Source organism: Pseudomonas serboccidentalis, assembly GCF_028830055.1.
Lineage (GTDB): Bacteria > Pseudomonadota > Gammaproteobacteria > Pseudomonadales > Pseudomonadaceae > Aquipseudomonas > Aquipseudomonas serboccidentalis.
On the sequence record NZ_CP101655.1, the window covers coordinates 4,891,706 to 4,914,387 of the forward strand.

Below are 22,682 nucleotides of genomic sequence, written 5' to 3' on the forward strand. Positions count from 1 at the left end.
CTCACGCCTACAGGTGGAACGCATTTCAATTGCAGGAGTGGACCTGCTCGCGATGAGGCCCAGTCAGACGCTAGAGAATCACCTTGCCTGCACGCAGTTGAGCAATCCGCTGCGCACTAAACCCCAACGCCGCCAACACCTCATCCGTATGCTGCCCCAACGCCGCGCCAACATGCCGCGGCGCCGGCAGCGCCTCGGAGAACTTCAACGGACAGGCGATCTGCGCCTGACTCGTACCGTTCCCGCGCGGCACCTGTGTCACCAGCTCGCGCGCCTGCAACTGCGGATGCTGCACCGCCTCGCTCAGGTTCAATACCGGTTCGACACAGGCGTCGACCCCGGCGAACAATTCACACAGTTGGGCAAAGTCGTGTTTCTCGAATTCAACTTTCAACGCATCCTTCAATAACCTTTGCTGCTCGGGTTTCGGTGACAAGCCCTGCGCCGCCAGCTCCGGCCGGCCCAACGCCGTACACAATTGCTGCATGAACCCCGGCTCGAGACTGCCCACCGACAGCCAGCGCCCGTCGCGCGAACGGTAGTAGTCATAGAAGCTGCCGCCATTGAGCATCTGGTCTTCCCAGTGCGGCTCTTCACCACAGGCCAGGTAACCGGCACCGGCCATGGCGTTCAGACTGAACGCGCAATCGGTCATGCTCACGTCCAGGTGGGTGCCCTGCCCGGTCTGCTGACGGGCGATCACGGCCGCCAGCAGGCCGATGACCCCGTGCAGCGAACCGCCCGCCACATCCGCCACCTGCATACCCAGCGGCAGCGGACCGCTGTCGGCGCGGCCGGTGTAGCTGGCCAGCCCGGCCAGGGCGAGGTAGTTGATGTCATGCCCGGCGCGATCCCTGTAAGGCCCGGTCTGACCGTACCCGGTGATCGACACGTAAATCAGCTTCGGATTGATCGCCTTCAGCGCCTCATACCCCAGGCCCAGACGCTCCATCACACCGGGACGGAACTGCTCGAGGACGATGTCGTAATCGGTCAGCAGCTGCTTGACCACTTCCAGCGCCTCGGGTTGTTTCAGGTCCAGCGCCAGGCTGCGCTTGTTGCGGTTGAGGTAGGCGTGACTGGCCGATACTCCGCCATCATGCGGCGGCAATACCCGCAACAGATCCATGCGTGTCGGCGATTCGATGCGCAGCACCTCGGCGCCCATGTCCGCCAGCAATAGCGAGGCGAACGGCCCGGGCAGCAAGGTCGAGAAATCCAGAATCTTCAGTGAGGCCAGCGGCGCAGACATGGGCGATCTCCTTGAGCGATGCACCCAGCCTAGGCAGCGATGCCGCGTACGGCAATCACCGGATGCATCAGCGGCAGTGACCGTAATGCTCAAATCGCAGGCAATAAAAAACCTGCCGAAGCAGGTTTTCTATTGCCTGTGTGGCGAGGGAGCGAGCTCTCGCTGGGGCGCGAAGCGGCCCCGCTCTTCAAAGAGAGGCCTGCTGCGCAGTCCAGCGGGAGCAAGCTCCCTCGCCACAGGGTATTACCAAATTGCAGTTACTTGACGTTGCTCGGGGCTGGGCCTTCAGCCACACCCAGGTCATCTTCAGGACGGGTATCAGCGATACCGCGACCACCCGAGGCCAGCTCGGTTTGCAGCACGTCGGTGTCCAGCTCTTTGACCCACTTGGCGACAACGATGGTCGCTACGGCGTTGCCGACCAGGTTGGTCAGGGCGCGGGCTTCGGACATGAAGCGGTCGATACCCAGAATCAGCGCCAGACCGGCCACCGGCAGGTGACCTACCGCCGACAGCGTGGCCGCCAGCACGATGAAGCCCGAACCGGTCACACCGGCTGCGCCTTTGGAGGACAGCAGCAACACCACCAGCAGGGTGATCTGATGGGTGATGTCCATGTGCGTGTCGGTGGCCTGAGCAATGAACACTGCAGCCATGGTCAGGTAGATCGCAGTACCGTCGAGGTTGAACGAGTAACCGGTCGGGATCACCAGACCCACTACCGATTTCTTCGCGCCCAGACGCTCCATCTTGATCAGCATGCGTGGCAGTACCGATTCCGACGAGGACGTACCCAGTACGATCAGCAGTTCTTCACGGATGTAGCGGATCATCTTCAGTACGCTGAAGCCGTGCATGCGGGCGATACCACCGAGCACGATCAGGATGAACAGCACGCAAGTGATGTAGAAGCAGGCCATCAGTTGACCCAGCTGCACCAGCGAGCCGACACCGTAGGCACCGATGGTGAACGCCATCGCACCGAAGGCACCGATTGGCGCGAGCTTCATGATCATGTTGATGATGTTGAACATCACGTGGGCGAAGCGATCGATGAAGTCGAGGATCGGACGGCCGTAGTCACCCAGGCGATGCAGGGCGAAACCGAAGATCACCGAGAACATCAGCACTTGCAGGATGTCGCCAGTGGCGAACGCGCCGACGATGGTGGACGGGATCACGTTGAGCAGGAAGCCGACAACGCTCTGGTCAGCACCCTGGGCTACATAGGTGGCGACTTTCGAAGCGTCGAGGGTGCTGACGTCGATGTGCATGCCGTTGCCCGGCTGCACAATGTTGACCACGATCAGGCCCACCAGCAGGGCGATGGTCGATACGATTTCGAAGTACAGCAGTGCGTAACCGCCGGTCTTGCCGACCGACTTCATGCTTTGCATGCCAGCGATACCGCTGACCACGGTGCAGAAGATGATCGGGGCGATGATCATTTTGATCAGCTTGATGAACCCGTCACCCAGTGGCTTTACCGCGACACCAAACTGCGGGTAGTAGTGACCAAGGGCAATACCGATGATGATCGCGACGATCACCTGGAAATACAGGGATTTGTACAGTGGCTGACGAGTCGTCATTGCAAGTTTCCTCAAGCGTCCTGCAGGCAACATCCATCTGTTGAGCGCAGAACCTGAATTGCGAACCCTCCTGCACTGGAGGGATTTGTTGTTCGAGCGGCGCCTTTCCGGGCGGGATCAACGCACGCTTCTGTCGCTCTTATCGCAAACGCCGTGCCACTTTGGTGCAATTCGCTGCAAGCCTTTTGATATCAGGACTTACGGGCTTTTCTGTGTCACTGTTCGGTGACTCAAGTGTGGCGGATTTCCGCCAACTCGGCGGATCTCGTCCTACAATTTGGCGGAAATCCGCCTTGTTGCCCTGTGCACGCCCCGGCTACCATCCGGCGCCTGAGGAAGGATCTGCCGCTTATGCGCGAACGTACCATCGCCAGTCATTTCGCCCGGGCCGCCCTCGGTGGCGCACGCCGTTCGGGGTTCGATTATTTGCCGCTGCTGCAACAGCTGGGCATCAGCCCCGAGTTGCTGAATGAGCCGCGCGCGCGCATCGCCCCGGAGCAATTCACCCAACTGCTGCAGAGCCTGTGGCTGGCCCTGGACGACGAATACCTGGGCTTTGGCAACGCTCCGAGCAAACCCGGTAGCTTCGCGATGATGTGCCATGCCCTGATTCACTGCCGTAACCTGGAGAAGGCACTGCAACGCGGCTTATTGTTTTATAGCCTATTCCCCGAGGCCCCGCGCCTGAGCCTGCACCGCGAAGACGAATGGGTGCGCCTGAGCCTCGATGACTCGCAGTTATGGGACCCGGATCACTTTCTCAGCGAGAGCCTGCTGGTGATCTGGCATCGCCTCGGCAGCTGGCTGATCGGCCAGCGCATTCGTCTGGAACAGGCCACGTTCAGCTATCCGAAACCGGCGCATGGCGCCGAGTACGATCTGCTGTTCCCCTGCCCGCTGGTGTTTTCAGCCGATCAAAGCAGCCTGCTGTTCCACAGCCGCTATCTACACATGCCGCTGTTACAGGACGAACGCACCCTCAAGCACTTTCTCGAACGCTCCCCCGCCGACCTGCTGTCGCGCCCGGACGACGGCGACAGCCTCAGCAGTCGCCTGCGCCGCTTGCTCAGCCGCGACAGCGCGCACTGGCCGGACCTGGAAGCGGTGGCCGCGCAGCTGCACATCAGCCCGCAAACCCTGCGTCGGCATTTGCGCGAGGAAGGCACCAGTTTTCAGGAATTGAAGGATCAGTTGCGGCGGGATATCGCCATTTACCACTTGGGCCGGGCGGATCTGTCGTTGCAACAGATCGCCGAGCAACTGGGGTTTTCCGAGCCGTCGGCGTTTCACCGGGCGTTCAAGAAGTGGACCGGGCTGACGCCGGGGGCTTATCGGGCGCAGGAGCAGTGACACCCCGCAGTGAACCGACTGGCGCCTTCGCGAGCAGGCTCACTCCGACATTTGAAATGCATTCCCCTGTAGGAGTGAGCCTGCTCGCGATGACGTCAGAACGGCCAACACCTAAGCCGCCGGAAAATGAATCCTGAACGCCGCCCCGCCCATCGGCGAATCACCCAGCATCAACTTGGCGTTGTAGCTTTCGATGATGTCCTTGACCACTGCCAACCCGATCCCCTGCCCCGGATGCTGGCGGTCGAGGCGTTCACCGCGCTCGAGGATGCGCGCCCGCTGATTCGGCGGTACGCCGGGGCCGTCGTCTTCGATGCACAGTTCGATGCCGGCCAGGCTCTCGCGCACGCTGATGCGCACTTCGCCCAGGCACAGGCGATAGGCGTTCTCCAACAGGTTGCCCATCATCTCCAGCAGCGCGCCCTGCTCGATCGGCACGCAGCAATGCTCCGGCAGATCGAAGGCCACCCGCACGTGTTTGTCGCGGTAGACCTTGTCCAGCGTGTCGCACAGGCTTTTGAGCACGGGTTGCAGGCGCACCTGATGGCGTACCAGACCGCTTTTGCGCAGGCTGGCCCGTTGCAGTTGATAGCTGATCTGCTGGCTCATGCGCTCGATCTGGGTTTGCAGCACCCAGGCCTGATCACGATCCTCGGGGCGCTGGGCCATGTCTTCACTGACCCCCTGCAACACCGCCAGCGGAGTTTTCAGGCTGTGCGCCAGGTCATCGAGGGAATCACGGTAACGGCTGCGCTGCTGGCGCTCGCTGTGCAGCAAACGGTTGAGCGAGCCGGTCAGGCGCAGCAGTTCGCGCGGGTGCTGTTCGGTGAGACTTTCGCGGGTGCCGCTTTCGATTTCGTCGAGTTCCTGACTGAGGCGGCGCAGCGCCTTGAGGCCCCAGGTCAAGCCGATCCACAGCAACGCCAGCAACACCAGCAATGCGGCGCCGAAGCCCAGATAGAGATTCTCGCGCAGGCCTTCGAGGGTGTTTTCGTATTCACGCACCGGTTGCAGGGCGACGATACTGAAGGCGGCACTTTTACCGCCGAGCAGTTTGACTTCGACGTCGTAGACGAAGAACTCCTGGCCGTTGCTCTCGCGGATCCGCGCGAACTCGTTACCCAGCCCGTCGTAGCGCGGCGTGTAGTTGATCTGCTCTTCCTGCGTGCCTTTGGAGCGCCAGACCAGTTTGCCGTCGCGGTCGTAGATGTAGCCGAGCAAGCGGTTGTCGGTGAGGTTGAAACGCTCATCCGGCAACTGCGTCGGCATCACCAGATGGCCGCTGTCGATGCGTGCCGCCGAGATCAGCGTGGTGACATCCGAGGCCAGGCGCTGCTCGATCGAGTCCTGCAACGCCAGGCTGAACGCGCCCTGCATGGCTGGCAGCAAGCCGAGCATGAACAACACCGCCAACGTGGTGGCGGCGAGCATCAAGCGAACGCGAAGAGAACGAATCAAGTGCAGCGCTCATTGAACAGGTAGCCGAGACCGCGCACGGTGTCGATCGGCTTGAACCCGCCCGGGCCTTCGAGCTTGCGGCGCAGGCGGCCGACCAGCACTTCGATCACGTTCGGATCGCGCTCGTCGTCGTCCGGGTAGAGCTGCTCCATCAGGCGATCCTTGGGCACCACTTGCTGATGGTGGCGCATCAGGTATTCGAGGATGCGGTATTCGTAGGCGGTCAGCGCCAACGGTTCTTCATCCAGCGACGCCTGTTTGCGATTGAGGTCCAGCAGCAACGGCCCGGCGACGATGGTCGACTGAGTGAAGCCGCTGGAGCGGCGCAGCAAGGCGTTGAGCCGCGCATCGAGTTCTTCGAACTGGAACGGCTTGACCAAGTAGTCGTCGGCACCGGCAGCGAGGCCTTCGACCTTGTCCTGCCAGTTGCCGCGCGCGGTGAGGATCAGGATAGGAAACGTCTTGCCGTTCGAACGCAACTGGCGGATCAGGTCCAACCCCCCCATACCGGGCAGGCCGAGGTCGATCACCGCCAGATCGAAGTTGAACTGTCCGGTCTGGTACAGCGCCTCTTCGGCATTGGCCACGGACTCGACCACGTGACCGCTCTCCGTCAGGCGGGTTTGCAGGTGATGGCGCAACAGCGCTTCATCTTCGACGACCAACAGTTTCATGACCTTCTCCTAATCACTTGAAATCTCCACAACCACCTGTGGGAGCGAGCTTGCTCGCGAAGGCGGTTATTCAGTCAACGATAATGTTGAATGAAACATCGCTTTCGCGAGCAAGCTCGCTCCCACAGGGTTTCAAGGCGATTCGCTCCTTAGAAATTGTAGTTGGCCGACAGGTAAGTCTGCGCGCTGCTGGTCAAGTCCAGCGAGCCTTGCTTGCTGCCGCCGCTCTCTTTCATTTCAGTGCTGGCGTTGCTCATCAGGTAACGGTAACCGAGTTCGACCGAAACGTTTTGCGCCACTTGCTGCAACACACCGAACTGACCGCCCACGGCGTAACCGATGTCGCTGTCACGGCTGTAGCCTGGCGAATCCTGGGTCAGCTTGGTCAAACCCGCCGTCGCGCCACCGAACAGCTTGGTGCTGCCGCCCACTGGATAGAACAGATCGTAGCTGCCCAGCAGGTTTTCCTGGCGCAGTTTAATGCCATTGTGCGAACCGGACACGTTGTCGTAAGTGGCGTAGTAGCGACCTTGCGAGTTTTGCTGGCCGAGACGCACGCCGTAAGTGTTGTTGCCATCGATCGCGCCGCTGGCGTCCGGGTGGCCGAGGTTGTCGTTCAGCGCGTGGGACTTTTTGACCTTGTCACTGGTCTGACCGAACGTCAGGCCGGCGAAGTTAGTGGTGTCATCGGCATGCGCCGCAAGGCTGGAGCCCAACAAGGTAAAAGCCAGCAGCAGTTTGTTTAGATGATTCATCGAGTTTCCTCTTTCACAGTGCTGTTTGGGTATGGCGCAAGGTTACTGACCTGCCCCTGTACCTCCCCTGAACGCTCTCTGAACCTGCGCTGAATCAAATCGGCTAGGCTGTCCTGACCACTTTTCGATAAGGAGACCGACCATGCGCCTGTTCCTCGCCCTCACCCTGCTCGCCGCCAGCAGTCTGGCCAACGCCGCGATCAAGACTCAGGAGATTCCCTACCAGAGCGCCGACGGTACAAAACTGATCGGCTACTACGCCTATGACGACGCGATCAAGGGCAAGCGCCCGGGCGTGGTGGTGGTGCATGAATGGTGGGGCCTGAACGATTACGCCAAGCGCCGCGCCCGCGAACTCGCCGAGCTGGGTTACAGCGCACTGGCGATCGACATGTACGGCGAAGGCAAGAACACCGAGCACCCGAAAGATGCGATGGCGTTCATGCAGGCCGCGACCCAGGATGCCGCAGCGTCCAGCAAGCGCTTCGAGGCCGGGCTGAACCTGCTGAAAAAGCAGCCGCAGACCGACGTGAATAAAATCGCCGCCATCGGCTATTGCTTCGGCGGTGGCGTGGTGCTCAACGCGGCGCGTCAAGGCGAGCCACTGGCGGGCGTGGTGAGTTTCCACGGCGCACTGGCAACCACCACCCCGGCCACGCCCGGCAGTGTGAAGGCGAAAATACTGGTCGAGCACGGCGCACTGGACAGCATGGTCACCGCCGACAACGTCACCGCATTCAAGGCGGAAATGGACAAGGCTGGCGCCGACTATAAGTTCGTCAGCCTCGACGGCGCCAAACACGGCTTCACCAATCCCGACGCTGATCGCTTGAGCCACGGCGATCACGGTGGCCCGGATATCGGTTACAACAAAGCGGCCGATGAAAAATCGTGGGCGGACATGAAGGCGTTCTTCCAGAAGATCTTTGGCTGATCCACATCCACCCTGTAGGAGCTGCCGGAGGCTGCGATCTTTTGATCTTGATCTTTAAACAGCAAAGATCGCAGCCTCCGGCAGCTCCTACAGGTTATGCATTACCGCCAGGTAAAGGATTTGGCTCTACCCAGCATCCGCGCCAACCGGCAAAATGCCCGCCATGAATTCCAGCCCGATCCTCCCCGCCTGCTGCACCCCGCTCGACGCCCACTGGCCGTTGCCGAACGTGTTGCCCGACACCGTCCTGCTGAGCACCCGCTTCGACCCGAAGCAACTGCTGGGCGATGACTTCCAGCGCAGTGCCATCGAGCCGCCGCCGAGCATTCAGCGTTCGGTGGCCAAGCGTCAGGCAGAGTTTCTCGCCGGGCGGATCTGCGCCCGGGCCGCGTTGCAGCAACTGGAAGGCTCAAGCGTGATCCCGGCGATTGGCGAAGACCGCGCGCCGGTGTGGCCGGCGCACATCTGCGGCTCGATCACCCACAGCACCGGGCGTGCGGCAGCGATTGTCGCCAATAAACAGCACTGGCGCGGCTTGGGCATGGACCTGGAAAACCTGCTCGACAGCGACCGCGCCGAACGTCTGGCCGGGGAGATCCTGACGCCGGCGGAACTACAGCGCATGGCCGCCGGTGCGCGCGAGCAACTGGGGTTTTGCGTAACGCTGACGTTTTCGGTGAAAGAAAGCCTGTTCAAGGCGCTGTACCCGATTGTGCAAAAGCGCTTCTACTTCGAACACGCCGAGGTGCTGGAATGGACGGAACAGGGTCAGGTGCGCTTGCGCCTGCTGACCGATCTGTCCGCTGAATGGCGCCATGGCCGTGAGCTGGAGGCGCAGTTCGGGGTGCAGGAGGGGCAGTTGTTGAGTCTGGTGAACATTTCTGCCTGAAGAGCTGCGATGCTGGCACCGGCCCTATCGCGAGCAGGCTCACTCCTACAAGGGAACGCATTCCAACTGTAGGAGTGAGCCTGCTCGCGATAAGGCCAGCCTGGCCAACATCGATATCAACGTCGCTCCTGATTCCTCGGCCAACTCAAGCTGAAGCAAGCCCCACCCAGACTCTTGCTCTTGTTGATCAGCGCCCGGCCGTCATGCCAATGGATGATCCGCCGCACAATCGACAGGCCCAAACCATGCCCGCCCGACGCCCGGGTGCGGCTGTCATCCAGGCGCAGAAACGGCGTAAAGATGCGCTCCCACGCCGACTCCGGCACACCCGGCCCGTCATCTTCGACGTCGACCCGGCAGCGCAACTGCCCGACCTGATAACTCACCGTCACTTTCGAGCGCGCATGGCGCATCGCGTTGCTCACCAGGTTCTGCAACGCGCGGTGCAGGAAGCGCGGCTCGGCCTCGACCCAGGCGCCGTCGTTATCCGCCGCCGACAGGCATAACCCGCGCTGTACCGTGACCTCGGCGCGCAATGGCGCCAGCTCTTCGATCACCTGATTGACCAGCGCATCGAGGTCGATGCGTTGAAAGGTCAGCGCTGGCGAACCCTGTTCCAGCCGCGCGTAAGTGAGCATTTCATCGACCAGCTTATCGAGGTCCTCGATGTCGTGGTCCATGCCCTCACGGTACTTTTCCAGCGCCTGCGGGGTGGTGGCCGAACCGATCATCTCCAGCCCGAAACGCAGACGCGCCACTGGCGTGCGCAATTCATGGGACACCGCCCGCACCAGTTCGCGCTGGATCGCCAGCAACTGTTGCAAGTGCTCGGCCATGCCGTTGAACGCCGCCGCCAGACGCCCGACCGAGTCGGCGCCCCGGGCCGGCACTCGGGTTTCCAGGCTGCCCTTGGCAATGCGCGTGGCCGCCGCTTCAAGGCCGCGCAAGCGTCGTTCGAGCTGACGCACCAGCAGATAAACGATCAGACCGATCAGGCTCAAGCCAAGGGCGGCGATCAGCACCAGCCATTGCGGCGGGTAGGGGTTCATCTGATACAACGGGCCGATCTCCAGCACCCAAGGGGTGCCGACCATGCCGGCAAACACCCGGATCGAGTCGCCGCCCTTGCCCAGCGCCATCACCGTATCGCCCTCGGACACACGACGGCTCTGGTCTTCGTCCATGTCGGCCTCGTTCACCGTGACCAGCCGCAAATCGAAACCGAAGCCCTTCTCTTCCTTTAACTGCGCCAGCCGCTTGGGCTGTTCGCCCACGGGGAAACGCACCAACTCATCGGCCAACAGGTAAATAGTCGCCCGCGCCAATTGCTCGCTGATCTGCTGCACGTCGCCAGTGAGCACCAGTTGCTCTTTATCGCTGACCATTTTGTAGACCCGCGCCGCATGCGGGCCGGTCTGCTCCACCAGCGCCTGACCATGCTGCACTCGGGTGCGCTGGGACAGATCCAGGCCGGTCTCGGAAAATTTCTTCAGCGCCAGCGGAATCCCCAACAGACGCTCCCACACCAGCAGCGCCCGATGACGCTCGGTTTCGTTCATCGGTTGCAGGTTGTCGGCCATCAGCGAGAACGTGCCGTGGGCCAGGCGCTCGCGGTATTGCTCGCTGCGCACCTGATTGAGCAGGTGCAATGCCAGTACGCCAAGCACCGCCACCAGAATCAGCGCCGCGCACATACCGCCGTAGATGCGCAGGAAGATCGAGTTCACAGGGCCAGATCCACGCAGGCTTCAGGGACGAACAAATAGCCTTTGCTGCGGATGGTCTTGATCAGGCGCGGGTGGTCGGGGTCGTCGCCGATTTTCGGGCGGATGCGCGAGATGCGCACATCGATCGAGCGGTCCTGGCCGTCGTAGCCGATGCCGCGCAGCGCAGTGAAGATCTCTTCGCGGGACAGGATCCGCCCGGCATTCGACACCAGCAGCCAGAGCAGGTCGAATTCGGCGCTGGTCAGTTCGATACCGCTGTCGCTGAGCCAGGCTTCGCGCAACGCGTTGTCCACCACCAATGGGCCGAACTGCAGGCGGCGGCTTTTTTCCGCGACAGGCTCGGCGCTGTCACTGCGTCGCAGCAAGGCCTGGATACGCGCCAGCAACAGCCGTGGACGCACGGGCTTGCACACGTAATCGTCGGCGCCGAGGTCGAGGCCCTGAATCTGGTCGGCATCGTCAGTGCGGGCGGTGAGCATCAGGATCGGCCCGTCATAGCGATCGCGAACCTTGCGGCAGATGCTCAGGCCGTCTTCACCGGGCAGCATCAGGTCGAGGATCACCAGGTCCGGCTGCTCCTTGATGATCCGCGCTGCCGCCAGCGCGCCGTTACCTTCGATCTCCACGCGCAATCCATTGGCTTGCAGGTATTCGCGGGTGAGTTCGGCCAGACGCTGGTCGTCCTCGACTATCAATACCTGCCACGCTTCTTGCTCCACCGGTGACCTCTGCTTGCTGTTTTTATTAATTAAGGCAGAAACGCATTGCTCCCTGTAGGAGCTGCCGCAGGCTGTGATCTTTTGACCTTGCTTTTTAAAATCAAAAGATCGCAGCCTTCGGCAGCTCCTGCACAGGTGTGCGGTTGCCCACAGATTCGGATCCTCCCGTCTTTTTGTCATCTTTTGGGAGGATAAGAATGGGTAAACACCGCTCGATTGTATAAACGGCGTACAGCCAGAACACAAGTCGCCAAATGCGTTCGGACAAGGCGGTTTTTTGTGATAGGGTTCGCGCCCTTAAAAATCCGCTGAAGCGTTTTTCCCGAGTGAAAAACAGTGACAAACGGTCTAGCTCAGCAGGTTCGCGGCCTACACGGGAATTCCTGGTTTCTTACACAATTTACGCACAGGTTTATCCACAGCTAGTACGTTGCAAGCCCCCTCGAAACGCATTATCTTGTAGCACGGCGCAAGGAGAGACCCTACATATAGGGTTTTCCAATCAAACGCCCAACCACATTTCGGACCTGAAACTCAAGCGCTTTATTGCCAGTTTCCGGTTGAACCAAGCAGGTTTTTCAAAGCCCAAACCGCACTGGCGGATGGCACCGTTTTTTAGGTTGGAAACGACCGGAACGGTACGGGTGTTGCAGTCATTACTGTCACCCTGGAAGGAATCCGGCTCGAGCCCTGGCTCGCAGCCAAAAACTTCGGCAAGGATGCGGCGTCATTAGCCTTTTTCCTACTGGTCCGAAGTTGTTATGCCCGACGCCCGTCGGTTGTAGTGCTTCGGACCAGAACGGTGAGCACCATGATGGTGCCCAAACAAACATAGAGAATGTGGAGATCACCCCCCATGCAAACCGACACAACTCGCGAGAACCCGCAGGGCACCTTGCCGCAGGCCGCCGATTCGAATTCGGATCTGGCAGCTACCGCGCCTGGTCAACTGCGCGTGATCAAGCGTAATGGCACTGTCGTTCCTTACACCGATGACAAGATCACCGTCGCTATCACCAAAGCGTTTCTCGCAGTTGAGGGCGGCACCGCTGCCGCTTCGTCGCGAATCCACGACACCGTTGCCCGCCTGACCGAACAAGTCACCGCGACCTTCAAGCGTCGCATGCCTTCGGGCGGCACCATCCACATCGAAGAGATCCAGGACCAGGTCGAACTGGCCCTGATGCGTGCCGGCGAGCAGAAAGTCGCTCGTGACTACGTGATCTACCGTGACGGACGTTCCAAAGAACGCGCTGCCCACGCCCCGGTCGAAGCCGCCGTCAACGCGCACCCGTCGATCCGTATCACCCGTGCCGACGGCAGCCTCGCGCCGCTGGACATGGGCCGCCTGAACACCATCGTCACCGAGGCCTGCGAAGGTCTGGAAGAAGTCGACGGCGACCTGATCCAGCGCGAAACCCTGAAGAACCTGTACGACGGCGTGGCCCTGAACGACGTCAACACCGCTCTGGTGATGACCGCGCGTACTCTGGTTGAACGTGAGCCGAACTACTCGTTCGTCACCGCCCGCCTGCTGATGGACACCCTGCGTGCCGAAGGCCTGGGCTTCCTCGAAGTGGCCGAAAGCGCCACTCACCACGAGATGGCCGACCTGTACGCCAAGGCGCTGCCGGCTTACATCGCCAAAGGTATCGAGTTCGAACTGCTGAACCCTGTGCTGGCCTCCTTCGACCTGGAAAAACTGGGCAAGGCGATCAACCACGAGCGCGACCAGCAATTCACCTACCTGGGCCTGCAGACCCTGTACGACCGTTACTTCATCCACAAGGATGGCGTGCGTTTCGAACTGCCGCAGATTTTCTTCATGCGTGTGGCCATGGGCCTGGCAATCGAAGAGAAGCAGAAAGAAGACCGTGCGATCGAGTTCTACAACCTGCTGTCGTCCTTCGACTACATGGCTTCGACCCCGACCCTGTTCAACGCCGGCACTCTGCGTCCACAGCTGTCGAGCTGCTACCTGACCACCGTTCCGGACGACCTGTCGGGCATCTACCACGCGATCCACGACAACGCCATGTTGTCCAAATTCGCGGGCGGCCTGGGCAACGACTGGACCCCTGTTCGTGCACTGGGTTCGTACATCAAGGGCACCAACGGCAAGTCGCAAGGCGTGGTTCCGTTCCTGAAAGTGGTGAACGACACCGCGGTAGCCGTTAACCAGGGTGGCAAGCGCAAAGGCGCTGTCTGTGCCTACCTGGAAACCTGGCACATGGACATCGAAGAGTTCATCGAACTGCGCAAGAACACCGGTGATGATCGTCGTCGTACCCACGACATGAACACCGCCAACTGGATCCCTGACCTGTTCATGAAGCGCGTCTTCGATGACGGCAAATGGACCCTGTTCTCGCCATCCGAAGTACCGGACCTGCACGACCTGACCGGTAAAGCCTTCGAAGAGCGCTACGAGTACTACGAAGCCCTGACCGAGTACCCGGGCAAGGTCAAGCTGTTCAAGACCATCCAGGCCAAAGACCTGTGGCGCAAAATGCTGTCCATGCTGTTCGAAACCGGCCACCCATGGCTGACGTTCAAAGACCCGTGCAACCTGCGCAGCCCGCAGCAGCACGTCGGCGTGGTTCACAGCTCGAACCTGTGCACCGAGATCACCTTGAACACCAACAAGGACGAGATCGCTGTTTGCAACCTGGGCTCGATCAACCTGCCGAACCACATCGTGGATGGCAAGCTGGACACCGCCAAGCTGCAACGCACCGTGAACACTGCCGTGCGCATGCTCGACAACGTGATCGACATCAACTACTACTCGGTGCCGCAAGCGAAGAACTCCAACTTCAAGCACCGTCCGGTCGGTCTGGGCATCATGGGCTTCCAGGACGCGCTGTACCTGCAGCACATCCCTTACGGTTCCGACGCTGCCGTCGAGTTCGCCGACAAGTCGATGGAAGCGGTCAGCTACTACGCGATCCAGGCGTCCTGCGACCTGGCTGACGAGCGCGGCTCGTACGAGACCTTCAACGGTTCGCTGTGGTCCAAAGGCATCCTGCCGCTGGATTCGCAACAGATCCTGATCGAGGCTCGCGGCCAGAAGTACATCGACGTTGACCTGAACGAAACCCTGGACTGGGCACCGGTTCGCGCCCGTGTACAGCAAGGCATTCGTAACTCCAACATCATGGCCATCGCACCGACCGCGACCATCGCCAACATCACTGGCGTCTCGCAGTCGATCGAACCGACCTACCAGAACCTGTATGTGAAATCGAACCTGTCGGGCGAATTCACCGTGATCAACCCGTACCTGGTTCGCGACCTCAAGGCTCGCGGTCTGTGGGACTCGGTCATGATCAACGACCTGAAGTACTACGACGGTTCGGTTCAGCAGATCGAGCGCATCCCGCAAGAACTCAAAGAGCTCTACGCGACCGCGTTCGAAGTGGACACCAAGTGGATCGTTGACGCCGCCAGCCGTCGTCAGAAGTGGATCGACCAGGCCCAGTCGCTGAACCTGTACATCGCTGGCGCATCGGGCAAGAAGCTCGACGTGACCTACCGCATGGCCTGGTACCGTGGCCTGAAAACCACTTACTACCTCCGTGCCCTGGCCGCGACCAGCACCGAGAAGTCGACCATCAACACCGGCAAGCTGAACGCTGTTTCCAGCGGCGGCAACCACGGCGACGATTCGGTTCTGGCAGCTCCTGCCGGCCCGGCTCCAGTGCCAAAGGCTTGCGCGATCGACGAGCCGGATTGCGAAGCTTGCCAATAAGCTGAGCGCTCAGGCGTCGCGAGACGCCTGATATTTCCCAGGCAAAAGAAACCCCCGACAGACTTCTGGTTTGTCGGGGGTTTTCTTTTGCCTGCAAAACACCAAAGCTCTAACGAACAGGTTTTAGCAGACACAAAAAAGGCCCCTTCACAGAAGGAGCCTCTCGTCAGTGCTTACCGACGGCAGCCGCCGTTATTGTAAGGACCGGCAACACGAACCCAGCCGCTGGCTTGCGGAACATTGCTGCACATAGTGCGGCCAGTCGAAGCCGACTCATAAAGCCACCAGGACGCTGGCGCAGCCTGAACAACGACAGCACCCAGCAGCAAACTTGCGGCCAAAGTCAGACCAAAACCCATACGCAGCGACATAACGATCTCCATTTCAAATAAACGTCCCAAGTTGCCGTCGGCACAATGAACGCTTAGCGTTCATCACACTTCTCGACTCAACCAGAGCGTGCAATAAAAGTACTGCAAGCGAGTACCCAATCAATCATCAAGAGCCCTGATGAAAGAGCGCGCACCTTACATTACGAAACAACTAAAAACAATAAATAAAACCTGGAAAGAACCGACTCTTTATTAATTAAATAGAAAAGAACACAAATAACAAACAAGCAAAACCCTACAAGATTAATTGCATACAAATACAATGACCCACATCAATTAAACTAACTAAATCAATTCAGAGACGCAGCACAATCTTCCTTAATCACTGACAAGCTTCAAATCCTTTAACGTCTGCGTGCGCAATAACCTAATGCACGAAGCCCCCACCCAGCGCCAGATACAACCCCATTCGCGCCTGCAGTCGCTCGAAGCGATTCTGTGCCAGCGAAATTTGCGCGGCACGCCGGCTCTCTTGCAGATCCAGCCACTCCTTGATACCCGTCTGCCCGCTGCGATAGCGGATCTCCGCCAACCCTTCTGCTTTCAGTGCGGCGGCCAGTGCCTGCTCACGACGCAAACCCTGCTGGGTAAACTGCACTTGTGCTGACAACGCATCTTCAACTTCCGACAGCGCGATATAAAGCCCTTGGCGGAACTCAATGATCGCCGCCTCGTAGTCAACGGCGGATATTCCAACTGTATATTTGCGAACATTCCACTGCACAAACGGCAGGTTTATACCGACCCCCAACAGACCGACTGGATTATTGAGCACTTGACTCAACTCCCGACTACCGCCTGTTGTCAGACTGCCCGTCAGCGTAAACGTGGGATAGAAACTGGCTCGCGTTGCGTCATAGTTCGACAATGCCTGACGCAATCGCCATTCAGCCGCCTGCAGATCCGGACGTCGGGCAACCAGATCGGCGGGCAAGCCTGCCGGGACACTCGCCAATGTTACCGAAGGCAGTTGTTCCAGTTCTGTAAAGCGGTGCTCGGGTGCCTGATCGAAAATAATCGCCAGTGCGTTGCGCGCCGCTTCAAGTTGCTGCTGATAATCGCTGAGTACCGCACGTTGCGTAGCCAGCACCTGCTCGGCTTGCGCCTCTTCGAGCCCAGTCGCCGCGCCAGCCAGACGCTGGGACTGCACCAGCTGCAACGTCCGCTCGGCGTACCGGATACTGTCCCGGGCCGACCGGACCAGTTCGTTGAACAGGCCGATTTGCCAATACAGGCGCGCCGTCGTGCCGACCAGGCTCAGTGCACTGGCGCGCCGATCAAAGTCAGTCGCCACTAACGCCCACTGCGCAGCATCGCGCGTACTCGCCAGCCGCCCCCACAAGTCGACTTCGTAACGCATCGACGAGGTCGTGGAGAACCGGCGCTGGGTTGAACCGTCACGACGCAGGTTCCTGCTCCACTCCGCCCCCGTACCCACGTCCAGATCAGGCGTGATAGTGGTGCCGGTGAGCCCTGCCTGAAGCGCTGCCCGGCGCACTCTGAGGGCAGCCACAGCGAGATCGTTGTTACGCATCAGGGCGTCATCGACCAACGCATTCAGACGCGGATCACCAAATGTTTCCCACCATCGCTGCCCTGCACGTAATGAGCGGTCGTGCGTCGTGTCACCCAACCAGAAGGCCGGTGCGTGCACCTCGGGTTGACGGTACTCGCTGTGCAGCAGAGCGCCACATCCACTCAAGCACAAAGGCAGCAGCAATGCCCAAGTCCACTTGCCATTCATGCACTTCATTCTCGGGACAACGCCTGAATTGGATCAAGCCGGGCGGCATTGCGCGCCGGGATATAACCGAACAACACGCCGACCAGAAGCGAACACAAACAGGCTGAAATCATTGCCAACGCCGTGAACTCCATGACGATCATCTGCACGAAGTAGCCAAACACCTGGCTGACCAGCAACGACAACAGGACGCCCAGTAAGCCACCCAACAGACAGACCAACACCGCCTCGATCAGGAATTGCTGCAAGATGTCTGCACGTCGAGCGCCGACGGCCATGCGGATACCAATCTCCCGGGTACGCTCAGTGACCGATACCAGCATGATATTCATCACCCCGATACCACCGACCAAGAGTGAAATGAACGCCACGGCAGAGATCAGCAGCGTCAGGGTATCCGTGGTTTTCTGCACGATTTTCAGGATGCTGTCGCTGGAACTGAGGAAAAAATCTGCGCGCCCATGACGTGCCACCAACAATGTTTGCAGCGCTTGCTCTGCTGCAGCGCTGGCCACCTGGTCCTTGAGCCGAACCTTGATCGAATTGAAATGGCTCTGCCCCAACAAGCGCCCCATCACCGTTGTATAAGGCAAATAGACTTGCAGGCTCGGCCCTGAAAAACCGTCATCGCGATTTTCCATGACCCCCACCACCGTGCAAGGCAGGCCGCCCACCAGGATCACTTTGCCCAGTGGTTGCTCCCAGTCCTTGAACAGCCGTTGTCGGGTATTGTGATCAATGATCAGGGTCTGGCCACGGCGCATCACATCGCTGGCACTGAACACCGCGCCCTTGCTCATGCGGATGCCCATCACCTGGAAGTAATCGTGGCCGACACCATTGACGGTGGCACTGACATGCAGATTGCGATAGCGAATCGTTCGGCTGCCATTGACCATCGCCGAGACGCTGTCGACCCAGGACTGCCCCTGGATGATCCGCAAATCCACAGGTTGCAAAGTCCGGATCGAGGCGGCCTGCTCATCTCCCCAGTCCTTGCCGGGATAAACATCGATGGTATTGGTGCCCATGGCGCTGATATCGCGCAGGACTCGGGTCTGCGCCCCCTGCCCCAGCGCGACCACCGACACCACTGAGGCGATGCCGATGATGATCCCCAGCATGGTCAGCAATGTACGCATACGATGGCTGCACAGGGAAACCCAGGCCATCTTGAAAGCCTCGCTGAAGCGACGCCAATGCACTGCCGCCGCTTCGCGCCCCTGATCTAGCGTACTTTCACCCTCCTGAGCGAGCTGCGCCGCAGGCACTTTTCGGCTGGCATTCGATTGATCCGCAACGATCCCTCCGTCATGAATCTCGATAATCCGGTCAGCGTGCTGCGCCACCCGCAAGTCATGGGTCACGATAATAATGGTGTGGCCGCTACGGTGCAGTTCACGCAGGATGGCCATTACCTCTTCACCACTGCGTGAGTCCAACGAGCCGGTGGGTTCGTCGGCCAGGATCACCGCGCCACCATTGATCAGCGCACGGGCAATACTGACCCGCTGCTGCTGACCACCGGAAAGCTGCCCCGGTCGATGCTGCATGCGCTGCCCCAGCCCCAGGCGTTGCAACAATGCCCTAGCCTTTTGCTGACACTCGATAAACGACTGGTCGGCGTAAATGGCCGGCACCTGGACGTTGGCCTCGGCGCTCAAATGCGACAGCAAATGAAAGCGCTGGAAAATGAACCCGAAATGCTCACGACGTAATGTCGCCAGTTCATCGCTGCTCATACCGGCCATATCGACACCGTTGATACAGTAGCGACCGGCAGAGGGACGATCCAGGCAGCCGAGGATATTCATCAGGCTGGATTTTCCGGAGCCGGACGGCCCGATAATCGCCACCATTTCACCAGCGGCAATGGTCAGATTCACGTCGCGCAGCACATGAGTCCTGGCCTCGCCATCGGCGAACCAGCGCTGCACGCCCTCAAGGGTTAGCAACTGCGTAACCGGCAGAGCCTCTTGCGCGGGTTTTGGTGTCAAGTCGCAAAGATCATTGGCGCTGCTCATTGAGCCTCCGGCTCTTCGCCGAGGACAACTTCGTCATGCTCCTTGAGACCATCCAACACCTGAACGTTAAGGTCATTGCGCAAACCGGTCTTGACCAGCACCGTCTGCAACTGACCACCAACCAGTCGACGCACTTCATAGCGGCCATCAGCGACGCGCTTGCCCAACGCGGCCACCGACACCGTTGTGGCTTTTGGCGCCGAATCGAGCAGCACGCTGACCTGCGCCGTCATTGAAGTGCGCAACGAACGATCGTCATTGGGCACGTCAAACAGCGCGTTGTAGTACACCGCTGCGTCGGCACCGCCAGCAGTCGAGCCACCACCACCCTGCATTGTGTCCTGCCGGGTAATGGACTCTGGCGCCGGTTCTACCGCCCGAATATGACTTTCAAAGCGCCGATCCGGATCGCCCAGGATACTGAAGGATACCGCTTGGCCTGGCTTGACTCGAACCACGTCAGCTTCAGATATCCGCGCCTCGACCGTCATCCGGTCCAGCCGGGCCAGGATCAGCAAGGTCGGGACACTCTGCGCGGAAACGACGGTCTGCCCCTGCTTAGTCACCACGGCAATGACTTCTCCGTCCATCGGCGCACTGATACGCGTGTAGCCAAGGTTGACTTCGGCGATGCGGATTTCTATCTCCGCCTGGGAAATCTGCGCAGCCAGGGATGCCAGTTCGGCACGAGAGCTTTGCAATTGCGCTTCGGCAATCTCCAGATCGGCCCGCGATCCGGCCTCACTGGCAACCAGACTTTGCTTGCGACGGAAATCAAGTTCGTACTGGCGAATCATCGCCTGTCGAGCCTTATATTGTGCCCGGACACTGAGCAACGCTGCCCGTGACTTAAGCAGTTCGTTCTGTGGCAACAGCGGGTCAATCTCGGCCAGTAGCTGACCTTGGCGCACCGTATCGCCCAACCCGGCCTTCAAGCTTTTGAGTTGCCCGTTGACCTGTGCGCCAACACTGACTTGCTGGAAAGGCTTGACCGTACCACTGGCCAATACTGTTTCTTCAAGATCTTCAACGGTGACGGTCGTGGTCAGATATTTCCTTGGCGTGGCGCCCCAGCCCTGCCCCCCTATAAACCAGACCAGCAATGCACTAACGAACAGCGTCCCGAAGACGATTCGGGAGCGAGAGAAAAAAACCATGGAGTGATCGTTACATCCCTGTCTGTGGTTGGACGAACCGTTCATTGGCGCCCGGGTGTTGCCTGAGCAAGCGCGTGAATACGCCCGCAAAAATACGATTGCCGCAGACGAGTAGCCCCCGGCGCGCGCATTAAACAAGAAAGCCCCTCAAAGAGGGGCTTTCCGTTACAGCTTTTTACAAAACATCGATATCAGGTCATCTGAATGATGGTCTGCATGATGGTGCTCTGCGTCGAAATGGTCTTGGCGTTCGCCTGATAGTTGCTCTGGCCCTTGATCAGGTCTACCAGCTCGTTGGTCAGGTTAACGTTCGATTCTTCCAGCGAGTTGGACTGGATGGAACCCAGGGTACCGGTTTGCGGAGCGTCATAACCCGGGATACCCGAAGCGAACGTTTCCTTCCAGCTCGTTCCGCCGATCGCTTGCAGGCCTTGCTCGTTAGTGAAGCTGGCCAGCGCAACCTGGCCGATGGCCTTGTTCTGGTTGTTGCTGAAGTTGGCGAACAGGGTACCGGTACCGTCGATGGTCAGGTTGGTGATCTGGCCAGTGGCATAACCGTCCTGAGTCGGGATCGAGCGGGCGGTATCCGCGTTGTACTGGGTGGTCTGAGCCATCGAAATGGTGATACCTGCCGGGTTCGCGGCCGCACCATTAGGCTTGAAGGTACCGTTGACGACGTTACCCGGGACCCAACCAGCGAGCTTCAGATCACTGCTGATCACCGGGCCAGGCAGGGTGCTGACCTGAGTCAGTTTGCCAGCGGAGTCAAAGGTCATGGTAGAAGGTGTCGGCGCAGTGACCTTCGGATCGCTACCGGTAGCGTCCGGGTTACGACCGTCCACCAGGGTGTAGACCTTCCAGGTATTCGCACCGGTCTTGACCACATACTGATCCATCGGGTGCATGTTGCCCTGGCTGTCATAGATCGGGGTACTGAAGGACTTGGTGTAGGTCGCGAGGTTGTTCGGGTCGAACTTGCCAGCGGCCACTGTGTCATCGATCACTGGAGCGGTCGAGTCCAGGTTGATAGTCGACGTCACCAGCGAGGTGGACTTTGGCGCCAGGTTCGAAGTGTCGATCTTCAGGTCGGTCAGTACGCCGTTGATGACCTTGCCGTTGGCATCCACACCGTAGCCTTGCAGACGCGAGGTGTAGTCGGTGTTGGTGATGTAACCTTTATCGTCGACCTTGAACGTACCGGCCCGGGTATAGGAAACCGAACCGTTGTTGCTCATGGTGAAGAAGCCGGAGCCGTTGATGCCCATGTCCAGCACGTTGCCGGTGTTGTTGATGTCACCCTGGGTGAACTGCTGAGAAACGTTGGCCAGACGTACACCGTTACCGATGACCTTGCTGCCGGTACCCAGGCGAGTGGCCGAGTAGACGTCTGCGAATTCTGCACGGGACGATTTGAAACCGGCGGTCGCGACGTTGGCGATGTTGTTGCCGGTCACGTCCAGTTGTTTGTTGGCTGCATAGAGACCGCTAAGGCCGATATTGAAAGACATATTCCACTCCTTTGTGCCGGTTAGTCGGCTCTATATACCAATGGTTTGTACTTTGGACAGGGCGACGGTGCCCTTGCCGGACAGGTTGAGCATCAGCTCGCCACCGGTCTGGCTGATGGTCACGCTGTTGACCGTGGCCGGCAGGTAGGTTGCCAGGTCGGTCGAGGTGCCATTGATCGATGCGTTGGCTTTGACGGTATAGGTACCGGCCTTCACCAGGTTGCCGTCCTTGTCCTTGCCGTCCCAGGTGAAGCTCGCGCTGCCTGCGGCGCGACTGCCCAGATCGATGGTGCGAACGACCGTGCCGCTGCTGTCGGTAATGCTGACGGTGCCACCGGCAATCGACGACGGAACGGTGGCCGAACCGGTCATGCCCTTGCTCGGGTCGTCCATCTGAACGCTGTTGGTCTGCACGATCACGTTGCGACCCACCAGCGACGACGCCTGCAGTGCCTGCGACGAGTTGTAGTTGCCGGCCAGCGAGCTGACGGTGCTGTTGAGGGTGGTGATGCCCTCAAGGCTGCTGAACTGCGCCAACTGCGCAACGAAGGCGCTGTTGTCCTGCGGATCGAGCGGGTTCTGGTTCTTCAGCTGGGTCACCAGCAATTGCAGGAACGCGTCCTTGCCCAGTGCCTGGCCGCCGGTGGCGCTGTTGGTCGCCGAAGCAATGCCACCGGTGGTCGAACTGGTCTTTTTCGACGAGTTCGCCAGGATGTCATTCATGCTCAGGCTGCTGGTGGTATCGGTAACGCTCAT

The 22,682-nt window shown here is 59.8% G+C and carries 16 protein-coding genes; 4 read left to right on the top strand and 12 right to left on the bottom strand.

Features of this window, described 5'->3' with window-relative positions; translation table 11 throughout:
* Positions 1-70: 70 nt before the first annotated feature.
* Together NN484_RS22325 and NN484_RS22330 are read right to left on the bottom strand one after the other, a co-directional pair.
* Entirely contained in the window at positions 71-1,252 is a 1,182-nt protein-coding gene (locus tag NN484_RS22325; RefSeq protein WP_274657915.1) for a CaiB/BaiF CoA transferase family protein, read from the bottom strand.
* Positions 1,253-1,509: 257 nt separating this feature from the next.
* On the bottom strand, positions 1,510-2,844 hold the full coding sequence (locus NN484_RS22330; protein ID WP_127652315.1) for a dicarboxylate/amino acid:cation symporter: 1,335 nt from the start codon (positions 2,842-2,844) through the stop codon (positions 1,510-1,512).
* Between the two features lie 351 nt (positions 2,845-3,195).
* Here NN484_RS22330 and NN484_RS22335 point away from each other — a divergent pair, with 351 nt between their 5' ends.
* On the top strand, positions 3,196-4,194 hold the full coding sequence (locus tag NN484_RS22335) for an AraC family transcriptional regulator (RefSeq protein ID WP_274657916.1): 999 nt from the start codon (positions 3,196-3,198) through the stop codon (positions 4,192-4,194).
* 111 nt (positions 4,195-4,305) lie between these two features.
* Here the strand turns inward: NN484_RS22335 and NN484_RS22340 are convergent, their stop codons facing one another.
* The 3 genes from NN484_RS22340 to NN484_RS22350 all read right to left on the bottom strand — a co-directional run bounded on the left by NN484_RS22340 (position 4,306) and on the right by NN484_RS22350 (position 7,081).
* Entirely contained in the window at positions 4,306-5,652 is a 1,347-nt protein-coding gene (locus tag NN484_RS22340) for an ATP-binding protein (RefSeq protein WP_274657917.1), read from the bottom strand.
* A complete protein-coding gene (locus NN484_RS22345) occupies positions 5,649-6,326 on the bottom strand; it encodes a response regulator transcription factor (RefSeq protein ID WP_274657918.1) in 678 nt (225 codons plus the stop codon). Before NN484_RS22345 ends, NN484_RS22340 begins: the two co-directional genes overlap by 4 nt.
* Positions 6,327-6,475: 149 nt before the next feature.
* Entirely contained in the window at positions 6,476-7,081 is a 606-nt protein-coding gene (locus NN484_RS22350) for a porin family protein (RefSeq protein WP_215502099.1), read from the bottom strand.
* A 142-nt stretch (positions 7,082-7,223) separates the two neighbouring features.
* On the opposite strand from NN484_RS22350, the gene NN484_RS22355 reads away from it, so the two are divergent.
* The gene (locus NN484_RS22355) at positions 7,224-8,015 is read left to right on the top strand and encodes a dienelactone hydrolase family protein (protein ID WP_274657919.1); all 792 of its coding nucleotides are present in this window, start codon (positions 7,224-7,226) and stop codon (positions 8,013-8,015) included.
* A gap of 163 nt (positions 8,016-8,178) precedes the next feature.
* Positions 8,179-8,904 carry a 4'-phosphopantetheinyl transferase family protein gene (locus NN484_RS22360; protein ID WP_274657920.1) on the top strand — a complete coding sequence of 242 codons (726 nt, stop codon included), beginning with the start codon at positions 8,179-8,181 and terminating at the stop codon, positions 8,902-8,904.
* 116 nt (positions 8,905-9,020) lie between these two features.
* Here NN484_RS22360 and NN484_RS22365 read toward each other — a convergent pair whose 3' ends face one another.
* Both NN484_RS22365 and NN484_RS22370 read right to left on the bottom strand, forming a co-directional pair.
* Positions 9,021-10,631 (bottom strand): ATP-binding protein, encoded by a 1,611-nt coding sequence (locus NN484_RS22365; protein ID WP_127652322.1) that lies wholly within the window; start codon positions 10,629-10,631, stop codon positions 9,021-9,023.
* Positions 10,628-11,350, bottom strand: a complete 723-nt coding sequence (locus NN484_RS22370; RefSeq protein ID WP_127652323.1) for a response regulator — start codon at positions 11,348-11,350, stop codon at positions 10,628-10,630. The genes NN484_RS22365 and NN484_RS22370 overlap by 4 nt, the downstream gene beginning before the upstream one ends.
* Positions 11,351-12,206: 856 nt before the next feature.
* Here NN484_RS22370 and NN484_RS22375 point away from each other — a divergent pair.
* Positions 12,207-15,101, top strand: coding sequence for a ribonucleoside-diphosphate reductase subunit alpha (locus NN484_RS22375; RefSeq protein WP_274657921.1), 2,895 nt, complete (start codon positions 12,207-12,209; stop codon positions 15,099-15,101).
* A gap of 759 nt (positions 15,102-15,860) precedes the next feature.
* On the opposite strand, the gene NN484_RS22380 is transcribed toward NN484_RS22375, so the two are convergent.
* The 5 genes from NN484_RS22380 to flgD form a co-directional block, all read right to left on the bottom strand.
* Entirely contained in the window at positions 15,861-17,237 is a 1,377-nt protein-coding gene (locus NN484_RS22380; RefSeq protein WP_215502102.1) for an efflux transporter outer membrane subunit, read from the bottom strand.
* Positions 17,238-17,242: 5 nt separating this feature from the next.
* On the bottom strand, positions 17,243-19,261 hold the full coding sequence (locus NN484_RS22385; RefSeq protein ID WP_274657922.1) for a MacB family efflux pump subunit: 2,019 nt from the start codon (positions 19,259-19,261) through the stop codon (positions 17,243-17,245).
* On the bottom strand, positions 19,258-20,418 hold the full coding sequence (locus NN484_RS22390) for an efflux RND transporter periplasmic adaptor subunit (RefSeq protein ID WP_274657923.1): 1,161 nt from the start codon (positions 20,416-20,418) through the stop codon (positions 19,258-19,260). Before NN484_RS22390 ends, NN484_RS22385 begins: the two co-directional genes overlap by 4 nt.
* 191 nt (positions 20,419-20,609) lie before the next feature.
* Positions 20,610-21,926, bottom strand: a complete 1,317-nt coding sequence (gene flgE / locus NN484_RS22395) for a flagellar hook protein FlgE (RefSeq protein ID WP_274657924.1) — start codon at positions 21,924-21,926, stop codon at positions 20,610-20,612.
* Positions 21,927-21,956: 30 nt separating this feature from the next.
* Complete coding sequence (flgD, locus tag NN484_RS22400; protein WP_215502106.1) at positions 21,957-22,682, bottom strand: flagellar hook assembly protein FlgD; 726 nt, start codon at positions 22,680-22,682, stop codon at positions 21,957-21,959.